Genomic DNA, 17,017 nt, shown 5'->3' with positions numbered 1-17,017 from the left:
GGCAAGCATACATCTGAATGTCGATTCAGAACGCAATTCCCGTGCCACCGTCAGGCCTGGTAAGTGACCTTGCCGCCGCAGATCGTCGTCATCGGCCGCACTGTATGCAGCGCTTCCTGCGCGGACGCCTCGATGTCGCCTGAGAGCACCACGAGATCAGCCAGAAAGCCTGATTTCAGGCGGCCCTTGCGATGCTCCATGAACTCGGCATAGGCGCCTTCCACTGTATAGCCCGCAATCGATTCATGCAGCGAGAAACTCTGGTCGGGATCGCTGTCTGCCCATGGTTTGCGCAGCACTGCCGCCTGAATCCCCAGGATCGGATCGATCGGCGAGACCGGCCAATCGGAGGCGAAGACGACGCGCGCGCCGGCATTCTTCAGCGTCCGCCATGCATAGCTCAGCGGCCAGCGGGCAGGCCCGATGCGCGACACCGTTGGTTCCAGCGGCAAGCCCATGCTGCCCGGCGGATGCGGCGGCTGCATCGAGGCAATGACGCCAAGCTTTGCGAAACGCGGCACATCGGCGGCGGTGATCACCTCGATATGCTCGACCCGATGCCGGCTGTCGCGCCTGCCATTCGCCCTTTGCGCTGCCTCGTAGCCGTCGAGCACGGCGCGCACGGCGCCGTCGCCAATCGAGTGCACCGCCATCTGCAGCCCGCGCCTGTCGACGGCCACGGCAAGGTCGATGAATTGCTGCGGCGTGAAAAGCGGCTCGCCTACCCAATCCGGACGATCCGCATAGGGCTCGACCATCACCGCCGTCCATGAATCGAGCACGCCGTCGTAGAACACCTTGACCATGCCCGACGACAGCCATTCGCCATGGTAGCGCTCAGCCATCACTGAGGCTTTGTCGAGCATGTCGAGCGTCATGAAATTCTTATAGTGGAACGGCACCTGCACGCGGCACAGCAAGCCGCCTTCGGCCTCGATCTCGGACAGGAGTTCGAGCTGGTGCATATTGCCGTCCATGTTCTGGATCGACGTGATGCCGTGCCTGGCACACCATTCCAAACCGCGGCGCATGATCGCCCGGTCGGAGGCCTGCTCCGCCGGCGTCGGCTTCGGGTCCGGCTCGCCGCCTGTGGCCAGGCCGAGCCGTACGCGATTCTCGCCGGCCAGCGCGATCAGCGGCCCGAAGGCCTCGCCCTCACGCAATTCGCCACTGGCCAGCCCGTCGTCGCCCATGACGATCTCATTGCCGGGACCAAGCCGCTTGCCTCTAAGCAGGCCGGCCGATTCCAGCGCCTTGGTGTTCGCCCACATTGTGTGGTGGTCGGGCGCCGCCATGACGAAGGGCCGGTCCGGCAGGATGCGGTCGAGGTGATGGCGGCTGACCCGCTCAGTCGCCGACAGGATGGTATAGTCGGCGCCTTGCGCCTGCAGGACGGATAGATCCGGCCGCTTTGCTGCATAATGGCGAACAGCATCGCAAAGCGCATCGAAACCGTGGATGCCCACCAGCTGGAGGTGATCGAGCTCGGCCGCGCCGGCGAAAAGATGCATATGCGATTCGATGAAGCCGGGGACGGCCGAGCCGCGCTCGGCGTCGATAACGCGCGTGCCGGGTCCTTTGTGCTCCAGTACGGTCGCGCGATCTGCGATCGCAATGATTTCGCCGTCCCTGATAGCTATGGCTTCAGCGCGGGGAGTATCGGGATCCATCGTCAATATGCTGGCATTCTCGACGATCAGATCGGCCGATTGCGGCATAATTTTCTCCCGTTTGAGCTTAGGCTAGCAGAGTATTGGCGCCTGGCAAGCCGTCCGCTGCCACTCGCAACAGCGGTCCGGAATGCCTCTTGGCGGCGCTGAAACTCTCTGCCACAAGGCAGTCCGTCAACGACAGATACGCAACTCGAAGAGCGAACCGGCCGCCAAAATGAAGACTGTTTTCTCCCCTCTCCACGCCGGCCATGCCGGCAATTTCGAACTCATTTCAGGCGCCATCGTGCCGGCCTTCGAAAAGCCCTCGCGCGCCGAGTTCATCAAGGCGAGGGTGGAGAGCGAAAAGCTCGGCCCGATCCTGCCACCCGAGACCCACGACCTCGCCGCCGCCAAAAGAGTGCATACCAACGACTACATCGATTTCCTGCCGACCGTATGGCCGCTCTGGGAAGCGTCGGGCCGGACAGGTTCGGCCATCCCCTTCACCTGGCCGACGCGCGGCTTGCGCGGCGATGTACCACCCAGCACCATAGATGGGCTGCTTGGCTTTTACTCCTTCGACGGCGGCGCCACTTTCGTCAAAGGCACCTGGGAAGCGATCAGGTCGTCCTATGACGTGGCGCTGACTGCGGGCGCCCTGGTCAAGGACGGCGAGATATCAGCCTTCGCGCTCTGCCGCCCGCCCGGCCATCATGCCGGTGCTGCCTTCATGGGCGGCTATTGCTACATCAACAACGCCGCGGTTGCCGCGCAATGGTTCCGCGACCAGGGCGCCAAGCGCGTCTCGATCCTCGATGTCGACTACCATCACGGCAACGGCACGCAGGAGATCTTCTATGGCCGCGGCGACGTGCAGGTGCTGAACCTGCATGGCGACCCGATGACCGAATATCCGTTCTTCCTTGGCCATGCCGACGAGCGCGGCTCAGGGCCCGGCGAAGGCTTCAATGTCAACTACCCCATGCCGTTCGGCACCGCATGGGACGCCTGGAATGCTTCGCTGGAGGACGCCTGCGCGAAACTTGCGGCTTACGCGCCCGATGTCGTTGTCGTCTCGCTTGGCGTCGACACGTTCGAGAAGGACCCGATCAGCAAGTTCAAACTGAAAAGCGCCGACTATCCCAAGATTGGCCGTCGCATCGCCAAGCTCGGCCTGCCGACGCTGTTCGTCATGGAAGGCGGCTATGCCGTCGAGGAAATCGGCATCAACGCCGTCGGCGTGCTCACCGGATTCGAAGATCGGTAATGCATGTCGCCCATAGCCTGCCCTCTGGCGTTTTGATCCGAGGGTGCGCGGCGGTTTTGAGATAACGACATTCGTAAAAATTTAGTAGGCAGCAGTCGCATCGGCTGGCCCAAACTCCGCCCTCACCGAAGCGCTTCACGCCGCCTGCAAGGGTGGCCGCTGACTTGTTCCAGCGTCCGCTATCCTGTTGTTGGACCATGATCTCCTTTGAAAAGGCCTTCGCCCTTTGCGAAGTCATGCTCTACCTTGAAGGAACGGTATGAGGGCATCGATTCTGGAAGAAGGCAGCATTTGAAGTCGGGGAAGCATCGATGATCGACGACGAGCCGGACAGCGAACGCGTCTCGGCGCTGGCGCCGTTCCGGCACGGCATTTTCCGCGCCGTATGGTCCGCCAGTCTGGTTTCGAATTTCGGTGGCTTGATCCAGGGCGTCGGCGCCGCCTGGATGATGACCACGATCGCCACCTCGTCCTATCAGGTGGCGCTGGTACAGGCCTCGACCACCTTGCCGATCATGCTGTTTGCGCTCGTTGCCGGTGCCATCGCCGACAGCTTTAACCGGCGCAAGGTCATGCTGATTGCCCAGATCTTCATGCTGGTCGTCTCGGTTCTGCTGACCGTGTTCACCTATCTTGGCTTGATAACGCCGTGGACGCTGCTCGCCTTCGCCTTCCTGATCAATAGCGGCACGGCGCTTTACAACCCATCATGGCAGGCTTCTGTCGGCGATATGGTGCCGCGCGCCAAGCTGCCGGCTGCCGTCGCCCTCAACTCCTTGGGCTTCAACTTGACGCGCAGCGTCGGCCCAGCGATCGGCGGCATCATCGTTGCCGCCGCAGGTGCTGCAGCGGCTTTTGCCGCCAACGCTTTGAGCTATCTCGGGCTCCTCATCGTGCTTGCCCGCTGGAAGCCGGACCTGCCAGCCTCGACACTGCCGCGCGAGACGTTGGGGGCGGCGATGGGCGCCGGCCTGCGCTACGTCGCCATGTCGCCCAATATCGGCAAGGTGCTGGCCAGGGGTGCGGCTTTCGGCTTCAGCGCCGGCGCGGTTCTGGCGCTGCTGCCGCTGGTGGCGCGCGATGTCGTCAAGGGCGATGCCTTGACCTACGGCATCATGCTCGGTGCGTTCGGTATCGGTGCCGTCGGCGGCGCGCTGATCAGCGTCCGGCTGAGGCAGATCCTGTCCAGCGAGACGATGGTGCGCATGGCATTCGCCGGCTTCGCGCTTTGCGCATTCAACGCCGCCGTCAGCGACCACGCCTGGCAGACGTCGCTCGGGCTGCTCATTGGCGGCGCCTGCTGGGTGATCGCGCTGTCGCATTTCAACGTCACGGTGCAAATGTCGACGCCGCGCTGGGTGGTCGGCCGGGTGCTCTCGGTCTATCAGACGGCGACCTTCGGCGGCATCGCGCTCGGCAGCTGGATTTGGGGTGTCGTCGCCGATGCGCATGGCGCCGAATTCGCGCTGATCGCGGCTGCCGTCGCGATGCTGGCGGGTGGCGCGATTGGCCTCTTGCTGCCTTTGCCGCAGCAGGCAGTTCTCAACCTCGATCCGCTGAACCGTTTCAAGGAGCCGCATCTTGCGCTCGACCTAAAACTGCGTAGCGGCCCCATCGCCATCATGATCGAGTACATCATCCGCGAGGAGGACGTGCCGGAATTCCTGGCCACCATGGCCGAACGCGGCCGCATCCGCCGCCGTGACGGCGCCCGCAACTGGACGCTGGCGCGCGATCTCGAAAATCCCGCAATATGGATCGAGCACTATCACACGCCGACATGGCTCGAATACATCCGCCACAACAAGCGGGCCACCCATGCCGACGCCGTTGTCGGCGAGCGCGTACGGGCACTGCACAGCGGCGCCGAGCCGCCGCGCGTCCGCCGCATGATCGAGCGTCCGACAACCGCCGGCACGGCGATCGTCATGCCGAAAGGACCGATCGAGCATTAGGCCGTGCCGGTGTGTCCAGTTGGATGAGCACATGACGCTCTAAGCTGATGGGTCACACGTACTAATCGGCGCAGCCCACCCGCGACTTAGGATGCAGCGCGCAGGCTCGTACGGACGCGCCGCCTGCTTGTGGCGCGGGCCTTCTCCGCCACGACACCGGTGATCTCGACCACACCGTTCTCATGCGGTCTGGCGTTTGTGACCTTGTGGAGACGCTCATAGGGCAACAGTTCCTTGACCCGAGCATCGAGCAACGCGACTTCGGCTCGCAGATCCTCACATTCCTGCCTCTGGACATCGAGCTGTATCTGTTCGGATGCCTGCTGCAGGGAAAGCTGCGAAAAATTCGCGCTCACCGTCGAAAGGTGCATCTTGTCGTTTTCGTTCTCCAGTCTGAGAGCGGACAATCTTTCCTCCGCAATTTGCTTTTCGGCCACAGCGTCGCTCCATTGAGCCTTGAGATTGGCGATCTCGCTGGCGGCTTGACTGTTCTCGTTCGAGGCAATTTCCAATCGTGATTGGAGGTTGCGAATTTCAGAACGCAGGCCGCCGATCTCCGTGAAACTACGCGCCCGCTCAGCTTCCCTGTCACTTTCCATGATACGGGCCGCTTCCGTCATTTCCGACAGCTTCGCTTGCGCGATATCGAGCGATTTCTGCAGCCGCATCTCCTCTTTCTCGCTCTTGCCAAGCGCAGCCAGCAGTTCCGAAAGTCGCGTCGCATCACTGGCATGAATTGTCGAGAGTTCATCCAGCCTGTGCCGCGCCTCAGCTTCCCGTTTCAGCGCCTTGTCGAGATCGATCGACAGGCTGACATGCTTTTCCCTTAGTATGTCGTTCTCGCGTGCGCATCTGTTGGCCTCGGCCGTCCTGGCCGAAAGCGTTTTGACGAGATCGCCGAACTCCGCTTCGCGTTCTGCGCTCGCATTGCCTGCCACAACGAGTTCCAGCCTTGCTGCAGCCAGCGCACCGCGAAGTGCCTCCTTGTCCTCGACCAGGCTTGTCTCGCGCTGCTGCAGGGCCTCGACAGCACTTTGACGCTCGCGCTGCTTTTTGGTCGCGTCGTGGAGCTGCTCCGACAACGCTCTTTGCTGCGTGGTCAGGCTGACATTTGCCAGTTCCAGTTCGTTGGCGCGAAGAATGTCCCCGTGAAGCAGCTTCAGGAATTCGCCTGTCAGACGATGCGAGGTCGCGATCTCCGACAGTTTCGCGTTGATCTCCTCCAGATACTCCCGCGCATCGTCAAAGAGCCCATCAACGGCATTTAACGCAGCCAGTCGGGTTTGTGCGTGGGAAGTCAGCCGTAATGCGATCTCGGGAGTGTCCGCATCGTCCTCAGGCTGAGAGTTGTCATTCTTTGCCGCGAGATTCTCATCCGGGACGTCATTCAACTGCGATTGGTCGTCCAGCTTGAGACACTCATCGAACGCATCCGCCAAATCGGCTTCGAGCTCCTTGAATGCTCTGTCCACCTTCTCGGCACGCTTGATCAGACTTTTGATTCTCATGACTGAACATCCTCCTGTAGCGCCATCATGGGGTCGTGATCCTCGCCTGCCGGATACGGGTTCATCCTACCTCCCCTGACGCAGTCGCCGCGTGAGATGACCGCTTTTGAATCTGCTGTCATGGCCCCGTTTACACCACCCTGAGCGCATGAAGCCGAGTCCACGCTAGGGACAGGCTTGGCCACTGTCCTCGTCTGTTTGAATGACGTAAACTGTGTAACTGCCCCGATTGCCGCCGGCTTTGGAAGCAACCCACCGGAGGAACGTCCGCCAGAGTTGCAGGCACGACGTGACAGGCGGGCGGCTGGGCGCGCCCTGACCTTCGCCCGAGATCTCGCGGAGCAGCTTCACTGCGGCGATTAAACCCATCTTCATCTCGGCGAACCGCGTTGACGTAAACGTCAACCCAAAGCTATATGCGCCAGCGATCGTGATCGCGAAATGCGCAAGACGGCGACTTCGGCCAGATCGAAGTGCCATTCTGCGACAAACGCAACGAGACGAGGAGAACGGCCATGGGCGTTCAGGAAATTGCCGACAAGATCAGCGCGCGCGTGGCGAGTGCCGGGTTCGATCGTTCCGTGAAATTTGATACCGGCGGCGACGGTGTCATCGTCATCGACGGCGCTGATGTCTCGACCACCGACGCGCCAGCCGACTGCACCATAAAGCTTTCGGTCGACGATCTGGAGTCGCTGATATCAGGCGATCTCAACCCGACCATGGCGTTCATGTCCGGCAAGATAAAGGTCGAAGGCGACATGAGCGTCGCCATGGCACTGAGCCAGCTGATCGGCTGATCCAACCAATTCGGGATGAAAACAAGCCGCCGCCCGATGGACGGCGGCTTGTTTCCGATCCGTCAGGCAGCGAGCGGCAGCCGTTGTGCCTTCAGCTTGCGCCCAGCCGCCCTCAGCGTGCCCCGCGCCTCGGCGAGCGCGCCTTCCACCAGTTCCAGCGCCAGCAGGCGGTGCCGCTCATAAGGTCCGGGCATGGCCAGCGAGCCGGTTTTTTCGGCCGAAAACCCGAAGCGCTCGTAATAGGGCGCATCGCCGACCAGCAGGATCGCCGCATGGCCGAGGCGCGCGGCTTCAGCGATTGCATGGCGCATCAGCGCCGAGCCGATACCGGCATTCTTGATTGTCGGATCGACAGCGAGCGGACCTAGCAGAAGCGCTGCCGGACCGCCCTCGCCCAGCACCACATCCCACAGCCGCACGGTGCCTGTGACAGCGCCCAACGCGTCGCGTGCGACAAAGGCCAGGCCTTCCGAGGGCCGGCGGCCGCGCCGCAGCTTTTCCGATGATTTTTTACGGCGCTTCGGCCCCATGGCGCGATCGAGCAAAGCCTCGCGCGCCGGGACGTCGGCAGCGGTTTCGGCGGTGATGACGAAAGCGCCAGCAATCTCCCCCCTCGAGGGGGAGACGTCGCCGAACGCGACAGAGGGGGTCGCCGCGCCTGAAGTGCCGGCCCCACGCAGTCCAAGAGAGGTCGCGACAGCTGAGCCGACCCGCTCTGGCCGCTTTGCAGCCATCTCCCCCTGAAGGGGGGAGATTTGCCGGCCGACAGCGCCTTCAACAATGAAATCCACAATTTCCATTTCCGCGATCCTTCACGAGCGGATTGTTCCACAGGCGAACCGAAGCGGGCGATCTCGTCGCCCGCACCGGGTGATCTGAGGGCCGAAGCCGTCAGATCACGTAGGATCGGAGAGGCTCGAAGCCGTTGAAGGCGACCGAGGCGTAGGTCGTCGTGTAGGCGCCGGTGCCCTCGATCAGCACCTCGTCGCCGATGGTCAGCGACAAGGGCAGCGGATACGGCGTCTTCTCGTACATCACGTCGGCCGAATCGCAGGTCGGGCCGGCGAGCACGCAGGGTGCGGTCTCGGTGCCGTCATGCGCGGTCATGATCGGGTAGCGGATTGCCTCGTCCATCGTCTCGGCGAGACCGCCGAACTTGCCGATGTCGAGGAACACCCAGCGCACATTGTCGTTGTCGGCCTTCTTCGAGATCAGCACGACTTCCGACTTGATAACGCCGGCATTGCCGACCATGCCGCGGCCCGGTTCGATGATCGTCTCGGGAATCGCGTTGCCGAAATGCTTGCGCAACGCTGAGAAGATCGCCTGGCCATAGGCCTGCGCCACCGGCACATCCCTGAGATAACGGGTCGGAAAACCGCCGCCCATATTGACCATCTTCAGGACGATGCCTTCCTCAGCGAGCGTGACGAACACCTTTTTAGCGTCGCCGAGCGCGCGGTCCCAAGCGGTCAGATCGGTCTGCTGCGAGCCGACATGGAACGACACGCCATAGGCGTCGAGGCCGAGCGTCCTGGCATGGCGCAGCACGTCGACCGCCATCGCCGGCACGCAGCCGAACTTGCGCGACAGCGGCCATTCGGCGCCTTCACCGTCGGTCAGCACGCGGCAGAACACACGGGCGCCGGGTGCAACGCGGGCGATCTTCTCGACCTCCTCGACGCAGTCCACCGCGAACAGCCGGATGCCGAGTTGATAGGCGCGCAGGATGTCGCGCTCCTTCTTGATGGTGTTGCCGAAGGAGATGCGGTCCGCCGGCGCACCGGCGTCCATCGCCATCTCGACTTCGGCAACGGAAGCGGTGTCGAAGGACGAGCCTATCGCAGCAAGGAGGCGCAGGATTTCCGGCGCCGGATTTGCTTTCACCGCATAGTAGATTTTCGAATCGGGAAGCGCCTTCTCGAAAGCACGGAAATTGTCGCGCACGACATCGAGATCGACGACGAGGCAAGGGCCGTTCGGACGCCGGGTGGCGAGGAAGTCAAGGATGCGCTGGGTAGCCATCGGGGTCTCTCCATCAGCGCCTTTCGGCGCGCACAAAGGCTGCGGGACGCGGGTCATCGACCTCGCGAACACGCGGTGGACAAAGGCGGGACGTCAAATCATGGAACCAGCCGGTGGAGACCCCGGAACCATGAAGCGCCGTCTCGCGGCGGTGAACCTTGGCCTTGCCCGGCCTCGGTTCGCTTTGTCTGCCTTGGCTTGGATTGGGAGAACCCGTTCCGCACTGCCGGCAATGAAGGTGTGCCTCTTCAGTAACCCCGGTCTTTGGACGACCGGCAGAACACCAGAAAGGCCCGCACCGTCGTTGCTTCAAGGTGTCCTCGGTCTGGCGGTTGGCCGCTAAACCGACTGGAGGGGTTAGCTCCAGTTACCTTACCGATATCCCTCACCATTCGAGGATCGGCGGACACCCACAGGCACGTGCGACTTTGGGCAAGCGCGATATAAGGTCGAAGGATTTCACAATCAATAAAAATCGTACGCCAGGTTGTAAAATTCCTGGCGTCGCACAATGTTGGACAGACTGTATCCGGATATCGAACGAATGACAGGCACTCGTGGCCCTCTGAACGCTTTTCTCGACCTTGGCGATATCCCTGTGTCGAATGCGCAATCCGGCCCGCTTGCCGGTCTGCGGCTGGCCGTTAAGGATATTTACGACGTCGCTGGCTACCGCACCGGCTGCGGCAATCCGCAGAAACACCGGGAGGCTTCACCCGCCTCGGCGACAGCGCCGGCCGTCCAGGCGGTGCTTGATTCGGGCGCGCGCTTTGTCGGCAAGACGCAGACGGACGAGCTGGCCTTCTCCCTGATGGGGCTGAACGCGCATTTTCCGTCGCCGGTCAATCCGGCAGCTCCGGACCGCGTCACCGGCGGCTCATCCTCCGGTTCCGCCGCCGCGGTTGCCGGCGGGCTGGCCGATATCGCCATCGGATCCGACACCGGCGGCTCAATCCGCGCACCGGCAAGCTTTTGCGGCTTGATCGGACTGAGGACCACGCATGGCCGCATTTCGCTGGAAGGCGCCATGCCGCTGGCCCCTTCACTGGACACGTTCGGCTGGTTCGCCAGGGACATGGCCACCTACGAAAAGGTCGGCACGGTGCTGCTCGACGACGATCGGCGACGCAACGACTTGGCACGCGCCCTCGCCCTCGACGCGCTGGACGGCCTCGTGCTCGGCCCGCAGCAGGCCGACGAATATCGCGCCATGGTCCACACTGTCGCTTCGGTGCTGGGCGCGCCGCGCACCGTTGCCCCGCTCTCGCATTCCACCGATGATCTCTATTGGTGCTTCCGCAAGTTGCAGGGGTACGAGGCTTGGCAAAATCATGGTGCCTGGATCTCGCAGGGTGACCGGATGCTCGGCCCCGGCGTCAAGGAGCGTTTCGAGCATGGCGCGACCATCGACCTCACAACCGCACAACGCGAAACGGAACGTCGCGTTTCGTTTCGTCTTGAACTTGCCGACCTGCTTGGCGAGGACGGTGTTCTTGTGCTGCCGACCGCTCCAGGTGCCGCCCCGCTCAAGGCCGCCTCATTCGACGATTTGCAGGCCTATCGCGAGCGCGCGCTAAGGCTGCTGTGCCTTTCCGGCTTGTCCGGCTTTCCGCAGATCACCCTGCCGCTGGGCAAGGCCGACGGTGCGCCATTCGGCCTCTCGCTGCTCGGACCTGAGAACAGCGACCGGCAGCTGCTGACGCTTGCCGCGCGTATCCTTTCAGCCCACCAAGGGAGCGCATGACATGGACACGCTGACCCGCATGCGCGCCTTTATCGACGTGGTCGAGGCCGAAGGTTTTTCGGCAGCGGCGCGCAAGATCGGCCGCTCCAAGGCGCTGCTGTCGAAATATGTGCGCGAGCTGGAGGACGAGCTCGGCGCGTTGCTGCTCAACCGCACCACCAGGCAGTTCTCGCTGACCGAGGCCGGCCACACCTATTACCGCCGCGCCTCGGAAATCGTCCGCGAGGTCGACAGCCTGGCCGATGCGGTGCGTGAATCCTCCGGCGACGTTCGCGGCAGGATCAAGCTGTCGGCGCCGCGCACTTTTGCTGACGCACCGATCGGCCAGTCGCTGATCGACTTCGCCAAGCAGCATCCCGACATCGTGCTCGACATTCATCTCGACGACCGCTTCGTCGATCTGGTCGAGGAAGGTTTCGATCTCGCCGTGCGCATTTCGCGGCTGGAAAACTCCTCGCTGATCGCGAGGCGCCTGGCGCCGTTTTCGGTGCGGCTCTGCGCATCTCCCGAACTGATCGCCAAGCATGGCATGCCGGTGCGGCCGCAGGACCTTGGCCGCGTGCCCTGCATCATCGACACCAATGGCCGCTGGCTGACCAACTGGCCGTTCAAGGGCGACAGCGGCGACACGGTAACTGTTTCGGTCTCCGGTCCGATCGAGGTCAACAGTCCGATGGCGGCAAGGGCCGCCGCCGTGGCGGGATTGGGATTTTCCATCCTGCCGGATTTCATCGCCGCGCCCGACATCGAAAGTGGCCGGCTGCTGGCCGCGCTGGATGACCGCATCCTACCGGGTGGCGGCATCTTCGCCGTCTATCCGCACCGGCGCTATTTGCCTGCGAAGGTTCGCGTCTTTGTCGATTTCCTGGTGCAGTGGTTCAAGACGATTGACAACGCATGAGCTTTCAGCCGCCTTGCGGTCCCATTTTCGCCCCCTTTCTGGTAACTCTCGATATTTAACCCAAGCTGATGGAATCGCGACCGAGAATGCACCTGAAACGGCAAGCAATCATGATGGCTTCGGCCATGGCGGCGACATTTGCCTCGGTCGGGCCAGCCGAGGTGCATCCGCACGTCTTCGCCGAGGCTCGCCTCGAAGTGGTCTTCAGTCCGGATCACCAGACTGTGAAGGCTTTGCGCCATCTCTGGCGCTTCGACGATTTGTTCTCGAGTACGGTGATGATGGAATTCGACAAGAATTCCGACCTGAAGCTCGACGACAAGGAGTTGAAGGAAGTCGCCGACACCGTCCATGCTTCGCTGGCGGAGTTCAATTACTTCCAGCTCGTCACCGTCGACGGCAAGGACGAGGCGATGAACCCGCCGCCGCAGCTGATGGCCAATTTCGAGAATGATCAGCTCATCATCCTGTTCGAATCCGAACCGAAGGCGCCGATGAAGTTGGCCGGCAAGATCGATATCGGCGTCTACGACCCGACCTTCTACACGGCAATCGATTTCACCGAGGATGCCAATCTGCAGGTCGATGGCATGCCGTCGACATGCACGAGCAAAGTCGTTCGTCCGAACCCCGATGAGGCGCTCGCCGAGAACCAGAAGACCCTGACGGACGCCTTCTTCAACGATCCGACAGGCACCGATATGAGCAAGATCTTCGCGACCAAGCTTGAACTGAACTGTCAGCCAGAAGGATAATCCGGTGACGAAACCGTCCCTGCGTTTGGCCTTCGGCCTTTTGGCCGTCGCCCTTGTGACGACGCACTTCCTCGGCGCCGCCCACGCCCAGAGCTCGCTCGGCATCGGCACCAATGACGGGATGGCTCCCACCACCGGCCCATTCGCCCACATCCTGATGTGGATCAACCTGCGCCAGCAGGAATTCTACCGCGCGCTTGCCGGCGCAATGAAGGCGATGCGCGAGGACGGCAACAAGCTGTGGCTGCTTATCGGCCTGTCCTTCGCCTATGGCATTTTCCATGCTGCCGGCCCCGGGCACGGCAAGGCGGTGATCTCGTCCTACATGGTCGCGAACGAAGTCGCGCTCAAGCGCGGCATCATGCTGTCCTTTGTCTCGGCCCTGCTGCAGGCGCTGACGGCGATCCTCGTGATGATGCTCGCCTACTTCGTCCTGCGCGGCACCACCATATCGATGACCGATGCGGCATGGTTCCTCGAAGTCACGAGCTTTGTCTTCGTCACCCTGTTCGGCGCCTGGCTTTTGTGGCGCAAGGCCGGCCCCGCTATCCTTCGCCTGTTCGGCGCCAACCCTCCCTACAGCCTGTCGGCGGCCCATGCCGGCCACTCACATGCAGGCCACTCACATACGCATTCAGTGCATGCGCTTCACAAACATGGCCATGACGGTCACGACCATGATCACGGCGCACGCGACCATCACCATGACCATGGCGGGCACGATCACCATCACCATGCGGCGGGCGAAGTCTGCGAGACGTGCGGACATTCACACGCGCCCGACCCGACGCTGCTTTCCGGCGACCGCTTCGACTGGCGCACCGCCTGGTCGGCGGTGGCTGCGGTCGGTATCCGGCCCTGCTCGGGCGCGCTGATCGTGCTGAGCTTTGCGATGCTCAACGGGTTGTGGTTCGGCGGCATCCTGTCGGTGCTGGCGATGGCACTCGGCACCGCGATCACGGTCTCGATCTTGGCGACGCTGGCGGTGACCGCCAAGAACTGGGCGGTCTATTTCGCCGGTGACGGCCGCATGGGCAACCGCATACATTCGATCGTCGAGATCGGCGGCGCAGCCTTCGTCTTCCTGTTCGGGCTGCTGCTGCTTTCGGCCAGCCTGACCGCTGGCGGATGACGCCTTCACCCGTCCGATCGAACGCGCGTTAGCTAACCGGCAATTTTGCCGTCCAGCTCGTCCTCGATATGGACGCGGATGATATCGTCGAAGCTGGTTTCGGCGGCAAAGCCAAGCTCCCTCGACCGCCGCGCTTCGAACCGTGTCGGCCAGCCCTTGACGATCGCCCAGATCGTATCGTCGGGCTCCTCGCGGATCAGTTTCACCGCCTCGGCGCCGGCAATGCGTTCCAAGGCCTCGATCTGCTCGCCGACCGTGACGGCGACACCGGGCATCGTCAGATTGCGGCGTGGCCCGACGGCGCTGCCGTCGATCCCTGCTGCGTGGATCAAAAAATTCACCGCGGAGCGCGGGCTGGCGTGGGTGTGCACGACAGAGCGCGGCACCGGCAATATCGCTTCCTGGCCGCTCAACGGCTCGCGGATGATGCCGGAGAAGAAGCCTGACGCGGCCTTGTTGGGCTTGCCGGGCCTGACGCAGATGGTCGGCAGCCTGATGCCGATGCCGTCGAAGAAGCCGCGCCGCGTATAATCGGCGAGCAATGCTTCGCCCATCAGCTTCTGCGTGCCGTAGGAGGTCAATGGCGTCGGGTGGAATTCGTCGGGGATGATGTCGGGGAACGGTGCGCCGAACACGGCGATCGATGAGGTGAAGACGACGCGTGGCGCAAACCCCGCCAGCCTTATGGCATCGAACAGCGCCCTTGTGCCGTCGAGATTGACGCGATAGCCGAGATCGAAATTGGCTTCCGCCTCGCCCGACACGACGCCGGCGAGATGGAAGATCACGTCGGGGCGCGGCGCGACCAGCCGTTCCATCGCGCTCGCCGCGGCGAGATCGCCTGTGTGGATGGTGACGCCGACGCCTTCCAGTGCCGGCGCCTGCGGCGGCACGATATCGTGAAGGTCGAGCGCTGCGATCTTCCGGCCGCTGAGCGTTCCGTCCTTCGCCAGCCGGGCGATGAGCTTACGGCCGACCATGCCTGCCGCGCCGGTAATCAAAACACGCATATCAATGATCCTTTTTGCGCTGGCTGCGGCCACGCAGCCAAAACACGACGAAAATGGCCACCATGAAGACAGCGGCAATAACAGCGGCAAGAATGGTCGAGACGCGGCCGACCGCCAGCATCACGGTTGGCAAATAGTAAGCGGCGATGCCGAACAGCAGCAGCACCCAGAGGGCGCCTATCGCCGCGTTGCGCGTGTCGCGATCCATCACGCGGCCCTGACGCGGCGGGAATTCATCAAGTTCGTTACCAATGCCATGGAACTCCCGGGGTCAGTGATAGTGGCCATGATGCGGAGCCGCATCGTGCGCAGGGTCGTGCTCGCCATCGTGCCCATCATGGCTGTCGGCGCAATGGCCGAATTCCGGTTCTACGGTGGCGTGGGCGATGCCATGCTCGGCGGCAAGCCGCTTCTTGATGGCGCTGACCGCTTTGTGAGCATCGACGCCATCGTTGAGGCAGGCATGCAAGGTCGCCATGTTGCTTGACCCGTCAAGCGACCAGACATGCATGTGATGCACCTCGCGCACGCCCTTGACCGTCCCCTCTATGTCCTTCGCGATCAGGTCGCGATCGAGGCTCGCCGGCACGCCCTCGAGCAGGACATGGGCTGCTTCGCGCATCAGCGACCAGGCCGTGGACAGAATCAGCAGCGAGACAAGGACGGACAGGATCGGATCGATAGGCGTCCAGCCCGTTGCCAGGATAATCAGCGCAGCTATGATCGCCGCCGCCGAGCCAAGCAGGTCGCCGAGCACGTGCAGGATGGCGCCGCGCATGTTCAGGCTGTCGCGGTCGCCGCCATGCAGCACGAAGAAGGAGCCGATATTGACCAGCAGACCGGCGATCGCAACGACCAGCATCGGCCCGCCGAGCACGGGCGCAGGCGTCAGCAGGCGTTCCCAAGCCTCATAGATGATCCACAGCGCAATGGCGAAGATTGCGATGCCATTGGTATAGGCGACCAGGGTTTTGATCCGGCCGAAGCCATAGGTGAGGCGAACGGTGGCTGGCCGGCCGGCCAGATGAAAAGCATACCAGGCAAGGCCGAGCGCGATACAGTCGGCGAGCATGTGGCCGGCATCCGCCAGCAGCGCCAGCGATCCGGTGAAGAGACCGCCGAGCGCTTCCACGACCATGAAGCCGGCGGTCAGGCAGGCTGCGATCAGCACCCGTTTCTTGTCGGTCGAGCCGTGCACATGACCGGCGCCATGGCTGTGGTCGTGCCCTTGCGAACCGTGGTCATGGGTGTGCGCCATCTGCGAACTCCTGTTAGAGCCTGATCCATCCCGGCAGAATCGGGGTGGAGGCTTTATCTTCCTGTTTGACCATGATCCTGCCCGAACCGAAGGTCAGCGCAGCAAAAACCGGCTTCCACTTTTCGGGATCATGGTCCTTCCTGTTTGACCATGATCTTGCCCGAAAACCGGCTTCCACTTTTCGGGATCATGGTCCTTCTTGTTTGACCATGATCTTGCCCGAAAACCGACTTCCACTTTTCGGGATCATGGTCAGGCGCCGAACTCGGCGCGGAAATCCTCGAGCCGTCGCTTCTGGCGGCCGTCGCCATCGAAATTGGCCGGATCGAGCCATGCCTCATAGGCTCTGCGCAAAGCCGGCCACTCCTTGTCGATGATCGAGTACCACGCGGTATCGCGGTTTTCGCCCTTGACCACAAGATGCTGGCGGAAAATGCCCTCGAACTTGAAGCCGAAACGTTCCGCCGCGCGCTTCGACGGCTCGTTGCGGTTGTTGCATTTCCATTCGTAGCGGCGATAGCCAAGCTCGTCGAAGATGAATTTCATGAACAGGAACTGCGCTTCCGTGGCCGCCGGTTTTCGCGAGATCAGCGGACCCCAATAGATGTTGCCGATCTCGATCACGCCGTAGGCCGTGTCGATGCGCATCAGAGTCTGGCGCCCGGCGACCTTGCCGCTGGCCTTGTCGATGACGGCAAAGAACAGCGGATCCTCGCTGGCTTCCGCCTTGTCCAGCCACGGCTGGAAAGCGGCGCGGCTCTCCGGCGGATAGTCGAACAGCCAGGCGAAGCGGCCATTGATATCGGGCACCGACGAGGCATCGAACAGGCCGTCGCCGTGCTGTTCGGCGTTGAGCGGTTCCAGCCTGACAGTGCGCCCCTCCAGGACTTTGCGTTGGGGCCGCGGGCGCGGTTGCCAATTCTTGAGATTTTCCGACACCCAAAGCTCCAATCCGTTTGACTTTTGTGAGCGGACGCTCACAAAAACGCTCGCTCGGTGAAAGAACCACA

15 protein-coding genes are annotated in these 17,017 nt (G+C 62.6%); 7 read left to right on the top strand and 8 right to left on the bottom strand.

All coding sequences use genetic code 11. From position 1 onward, the window contains the following. Positions 1–50: 50 nt before the first annotated feature. Positions 51–1,718 (bottom strand): amidohydrolase, encoded by a 1,668-nt coding sequence (locus EN807_RS10055; RefSeq protein WP_135934807.1) that lies wholly within the window; start codon positions 1,716–1,718, stop codon positions 51–53. A 169-nt stretch (positions 1,719–1,887) separates the two neighbouring features. Between EN807_RS10055 and EN807_RS10050 the strand changes: the two genes are divergently transcribed. Both EN807_RS10050 and EN807_RS10045 read left to right on the top strand, forming a co-directional pair. Next, positions 1,888–2,919, top strand: coding sequence for a histone deacetylase family protein (locus tag EN807_RS10050; RefSeq protein ID WP_135934806.1), 1,032 nt, complete (start codon positions 1,888–1,890; stop codon positions 2,917–2,919). Between the two features lie 311 nt (positions 2,920–3,230). Continuing rightward, on the top strand, positions 3,231–4,874 hold the full coding sequence (locus EN807_RS10045) for an MFS transporter (RefSeq protein WP_135934805.1): 1,644 nt from the start codon (positions 3,231–3,233) through the stop codon (positions 4,872–4,874). Positions 4,875–4,960: 86 nt separating this feature from the next. Here the strand turns inward: EN807_RS10045 and EN807_RS10040 are convergent, their stop codons facing one another. Beyond that, positions 4,961–6,382 (bottom strand): hypothetical protein, encoded by a 1,422-nt coding sequence (locus EN807_RS10040; RefSeq protein ID WP_135934804.1) that lies wholly within the window; start codon positions 6,380–6,382, stop codon positions 4,961–4,963. A gap of 515 nt (positions 6,383–6,897) precedes the next feature. On the opposite strand from EN807_RS10040, the gene EN807_RS10035 reads away from it, so the two are divergent. Next, the gene (locus EN807_RS10035; protein ID WP_135934803.1) at positions 6,898–7,182 is read left to right on the top strand and encodes an SCP2 sterol-binding domain-containing protein; all 285 of its coding nucleotides are present in this window, start codon (positions 6,898–6,900) and stop codon (positions 7,180–7,182) included. Positions 7,183–7,244: 62 nt separating this feature from the next. Here the strand turns inward: EN807_RS10035 and EN807_RS10030 are convergent, their stop codons facing one another. Continuing rightward, positions 7,245–7,787 (bottom strand): N-acetyltransferase, encoded by a 543-nt coding sequence (locus EN807_RS10030; RefSeq protein ID WP_246684142.1) that lies wholly within the window; start codon positions 7,785–7,787, stop codon positions 7,245–7,247. Positions 7,788–8,073: 286 nt separating this feature from the next. Beyond that, a complete protein-coding gene (odc2, locus tag EN807_RS10025; protein ID WP_135934802.1) occupies positions 8,074–9,207 on the bottom strand; it encodes an ornithine/lysine decarboxylase in 1,134 nt (377 codons plus the stop codon). Between the two features lie 544 nt (positions 9,208–9,751). On the opposite strand from odc2, the gene EN807_RS10020 reads away from it, so the two are divergent. The 4 genes from EN807_RS10020 (at position 9,752) to EN807_RS10005 (ending at position 13,739) form a co-directional block, all read left to right on the top strand. Further along, positions 9,752–10,951, top strand: a complete 1,200-nt coding sequence (locus EN807_RS10020; RefSeq protein ID WP_135934801.1) for an amidase — start codon at positions 9,752–9,754, stop codon at positions 10,949–10,951. A 1-nt stretch (position 10,952) separates the two neighbouring features. Beyond that, positions 10,953–11,852, top strand: coding sequence for a LysR family transcriptional regulator (locus EN807_RS10015; RefSeq protein WP_135934800.1), 900 nt, complete (start codon positions 10,953–10,955; stop codon positions 11,850–11,852). 86 nt (positions 11,853–11,938) lie between these two features. After that, positions 11,939–12,607, top strand: a complete 669-nt coding sequence (locus EN807_RS10010) for a DUF1007 family protein (RefSeq protein ID WP_127316858.1) — start codon at positions 11,939–11,941, stop codon at positions 12,605–12,607. Positions 12,608–12,611: 4 nt separating this feature from the next. Continuing rightward, positions 12,612–13,739: a nickel/cobalt transporter gene (locus tag EN807_RS10005; RefSeq protein ID WP_135934799.1), complete on the top strand. Its 1,128-nt coding sequence runs from the start codon at positions 12,612–12,614 to the stop codon at positions 13,737–13,739. A 32-nt stretch (positions 13,740–13,771) separates the two neighbouring features. Here the strand turns inward: EN807_RS10005 and denD are convergent, their stop codons facing one another. From denD to EN807_RS09985, 4 genes are all read right to left on the bottom strand, one after another. Next, positions 13,772–14,749 carry a D-erythronate dehydrogenase gene (gene denD / locus EN807_RS10000; RefSeq protein WP_135934798.1) on the bottom strand — a complete coding sequence of 326 codons (978 nt, stop codon included), beginning with the start codon at positions 14,747–14,749 and terminating at the stop codon, positions 13,772–13,774. Between the two features lies 1 nt (position 14,750). Then, positions 14,751–14,957 carry a hypothetical protein gene (locus EN807_RS09995; protein ID WP_029349698.1) on the bottom strand — a complete coding sequence of 69 codons (207 nt, stop codon included), beginning with the start codon at positions 14,955–14,957 and terminating at the stop codon, positions 14,751–14,753. 63 nt (positions 14,958–15,020) lie between these two features. Beyond that, on the bottom strand, positions 15,021–16,007 hold the full coding sequence (locus EN807_RS09990; RefSeq protein WP_135934797.1) for a cation diffusion facilitator family transporter: 987 nt from the start codon (positions 16,005–16,007) through the stop codon (positions 15,021–15,023). A 252-nt stretch (positions 16,008–16,259) separates the two neighbouring features. Continuing rightward, positions 16,260–16,946: a GNAT family protein gene (locus EN807_RS09985; RefSeq protein WP_135934796.1), complete on the bottom strand. Its 687-nt coding sequence runs from the start codon at positions 16,944–16,946 to the stop codon at positions 16,260–16,262. Positions 16,947–17,017 lie beyond the last annotated feature (71 nt).

The sequence above is a fragment of the Mesorhizobium sp. M5C.F.Ca.ET.164.01.1.1 genome (assembly GCF_004792125.1).
GTDB lineage: Bacteria > Pseudomonadota > Alphaproteobacteria > Rhizobiales > Rhizobiaceae > Mesorhizobium > Mesorhizobium wenxiniae.
Note: the sequence above shows the minus strand (reverse complement) of the source record. Positions and strands in the feature narration are given on the sequence as shown.

What these genes read in the sequence shown, in the direction of transcription:
- EN807_RS10055 (WP_135934807.1), bottom strand. Translation starts at nt 1,718, where the DNA reads ATGCCGCAATCGGCCGATCTGATCGTCGAGAATGCCAGCATATTGACG.
- EN807_RS10050 (WP_135934806.1), top strand. Translation starts at nt 1,888, where the DNA reads ATGAAGACTGTTTTCTCCCCTCTCCACGCCGGCCATGCCGGCAATTTC.
- EN807_RS10045 (WP_135934805.1), top strand. Translation starts at nt 3,231, where the DNA reads ATGATCGACGACGAGCCGGACAGCGAACGCGTCTCGGCGCTGGCGCCG.
- EN807_RS10040 (WP_135934804.1), bottom strand. Translation starts at nt 6,382, where the DNA reads ATGAGAATCAAAAGTCTGATCAAGCGTGCCGAGAAGGTGGACAGAGCA.
- EN807_RS10035 (WP_135934803.1), top strand. Translation starts at nt 6,898, where the DNA reads ATGGGCGTTCAGGAAATTGCCGACAAGATCAGCGCGCGCGTGGCGAGT.
- odc2 (WP_135934802.1), bottom strand. Translation starts at nt 9,207, where the DNA reads ATGGCTACCCAGCGCATCCTTGACTTCCTCGCCACCCGGCGTCCGAAC.
- EN807_RS10020 (WP_135934801.1), top strand. Translation starts at nt 9,752, where the DNA reads ATGACAGGCACTCGTGGCCCTCTGAACGCTTTTCTCGACCTTGGCGAT.
- EN807_RS10015 (WP_135934800.1), top strand. Translation starts at nt 10,953, where the DNA reads ATGGACACGCTGACCCGCATGCGCGCCTTTATCGACGTGGTCGAGGCC.
- EN807_RS10010 (WP_127316858.1), top strand. Translation starts at nt 11,939, where the DNA reads ATGCACCTGAAACGGCAAGCAATCATGATGGCTTCGGCCATGGCGGCG.
- denD (WP_135934798.1), bottom strand. Translation starts at nt 14,749, where the DNA reads ATGCGTGTTTTGATTACCGGCGCGGCAGGCATGGTCGGCCGTAAGCTC.
- EN807_RS09995 (WP_029349698.1), bottom strand. Translation starts at nt 14,957, where the DNA reads ATGGATCGCGACACGCGCAACGCGGCGATAGGCGCCCTCTGGGTGCTG.
- EN807_RS09990 (WP_135934797.1), bottom strand. Translation starts at nt 16,007, where the DNA reads ATGGCGCACACCCATGACCACGGTTCGCAAGGGCACGACCACAGCCAT.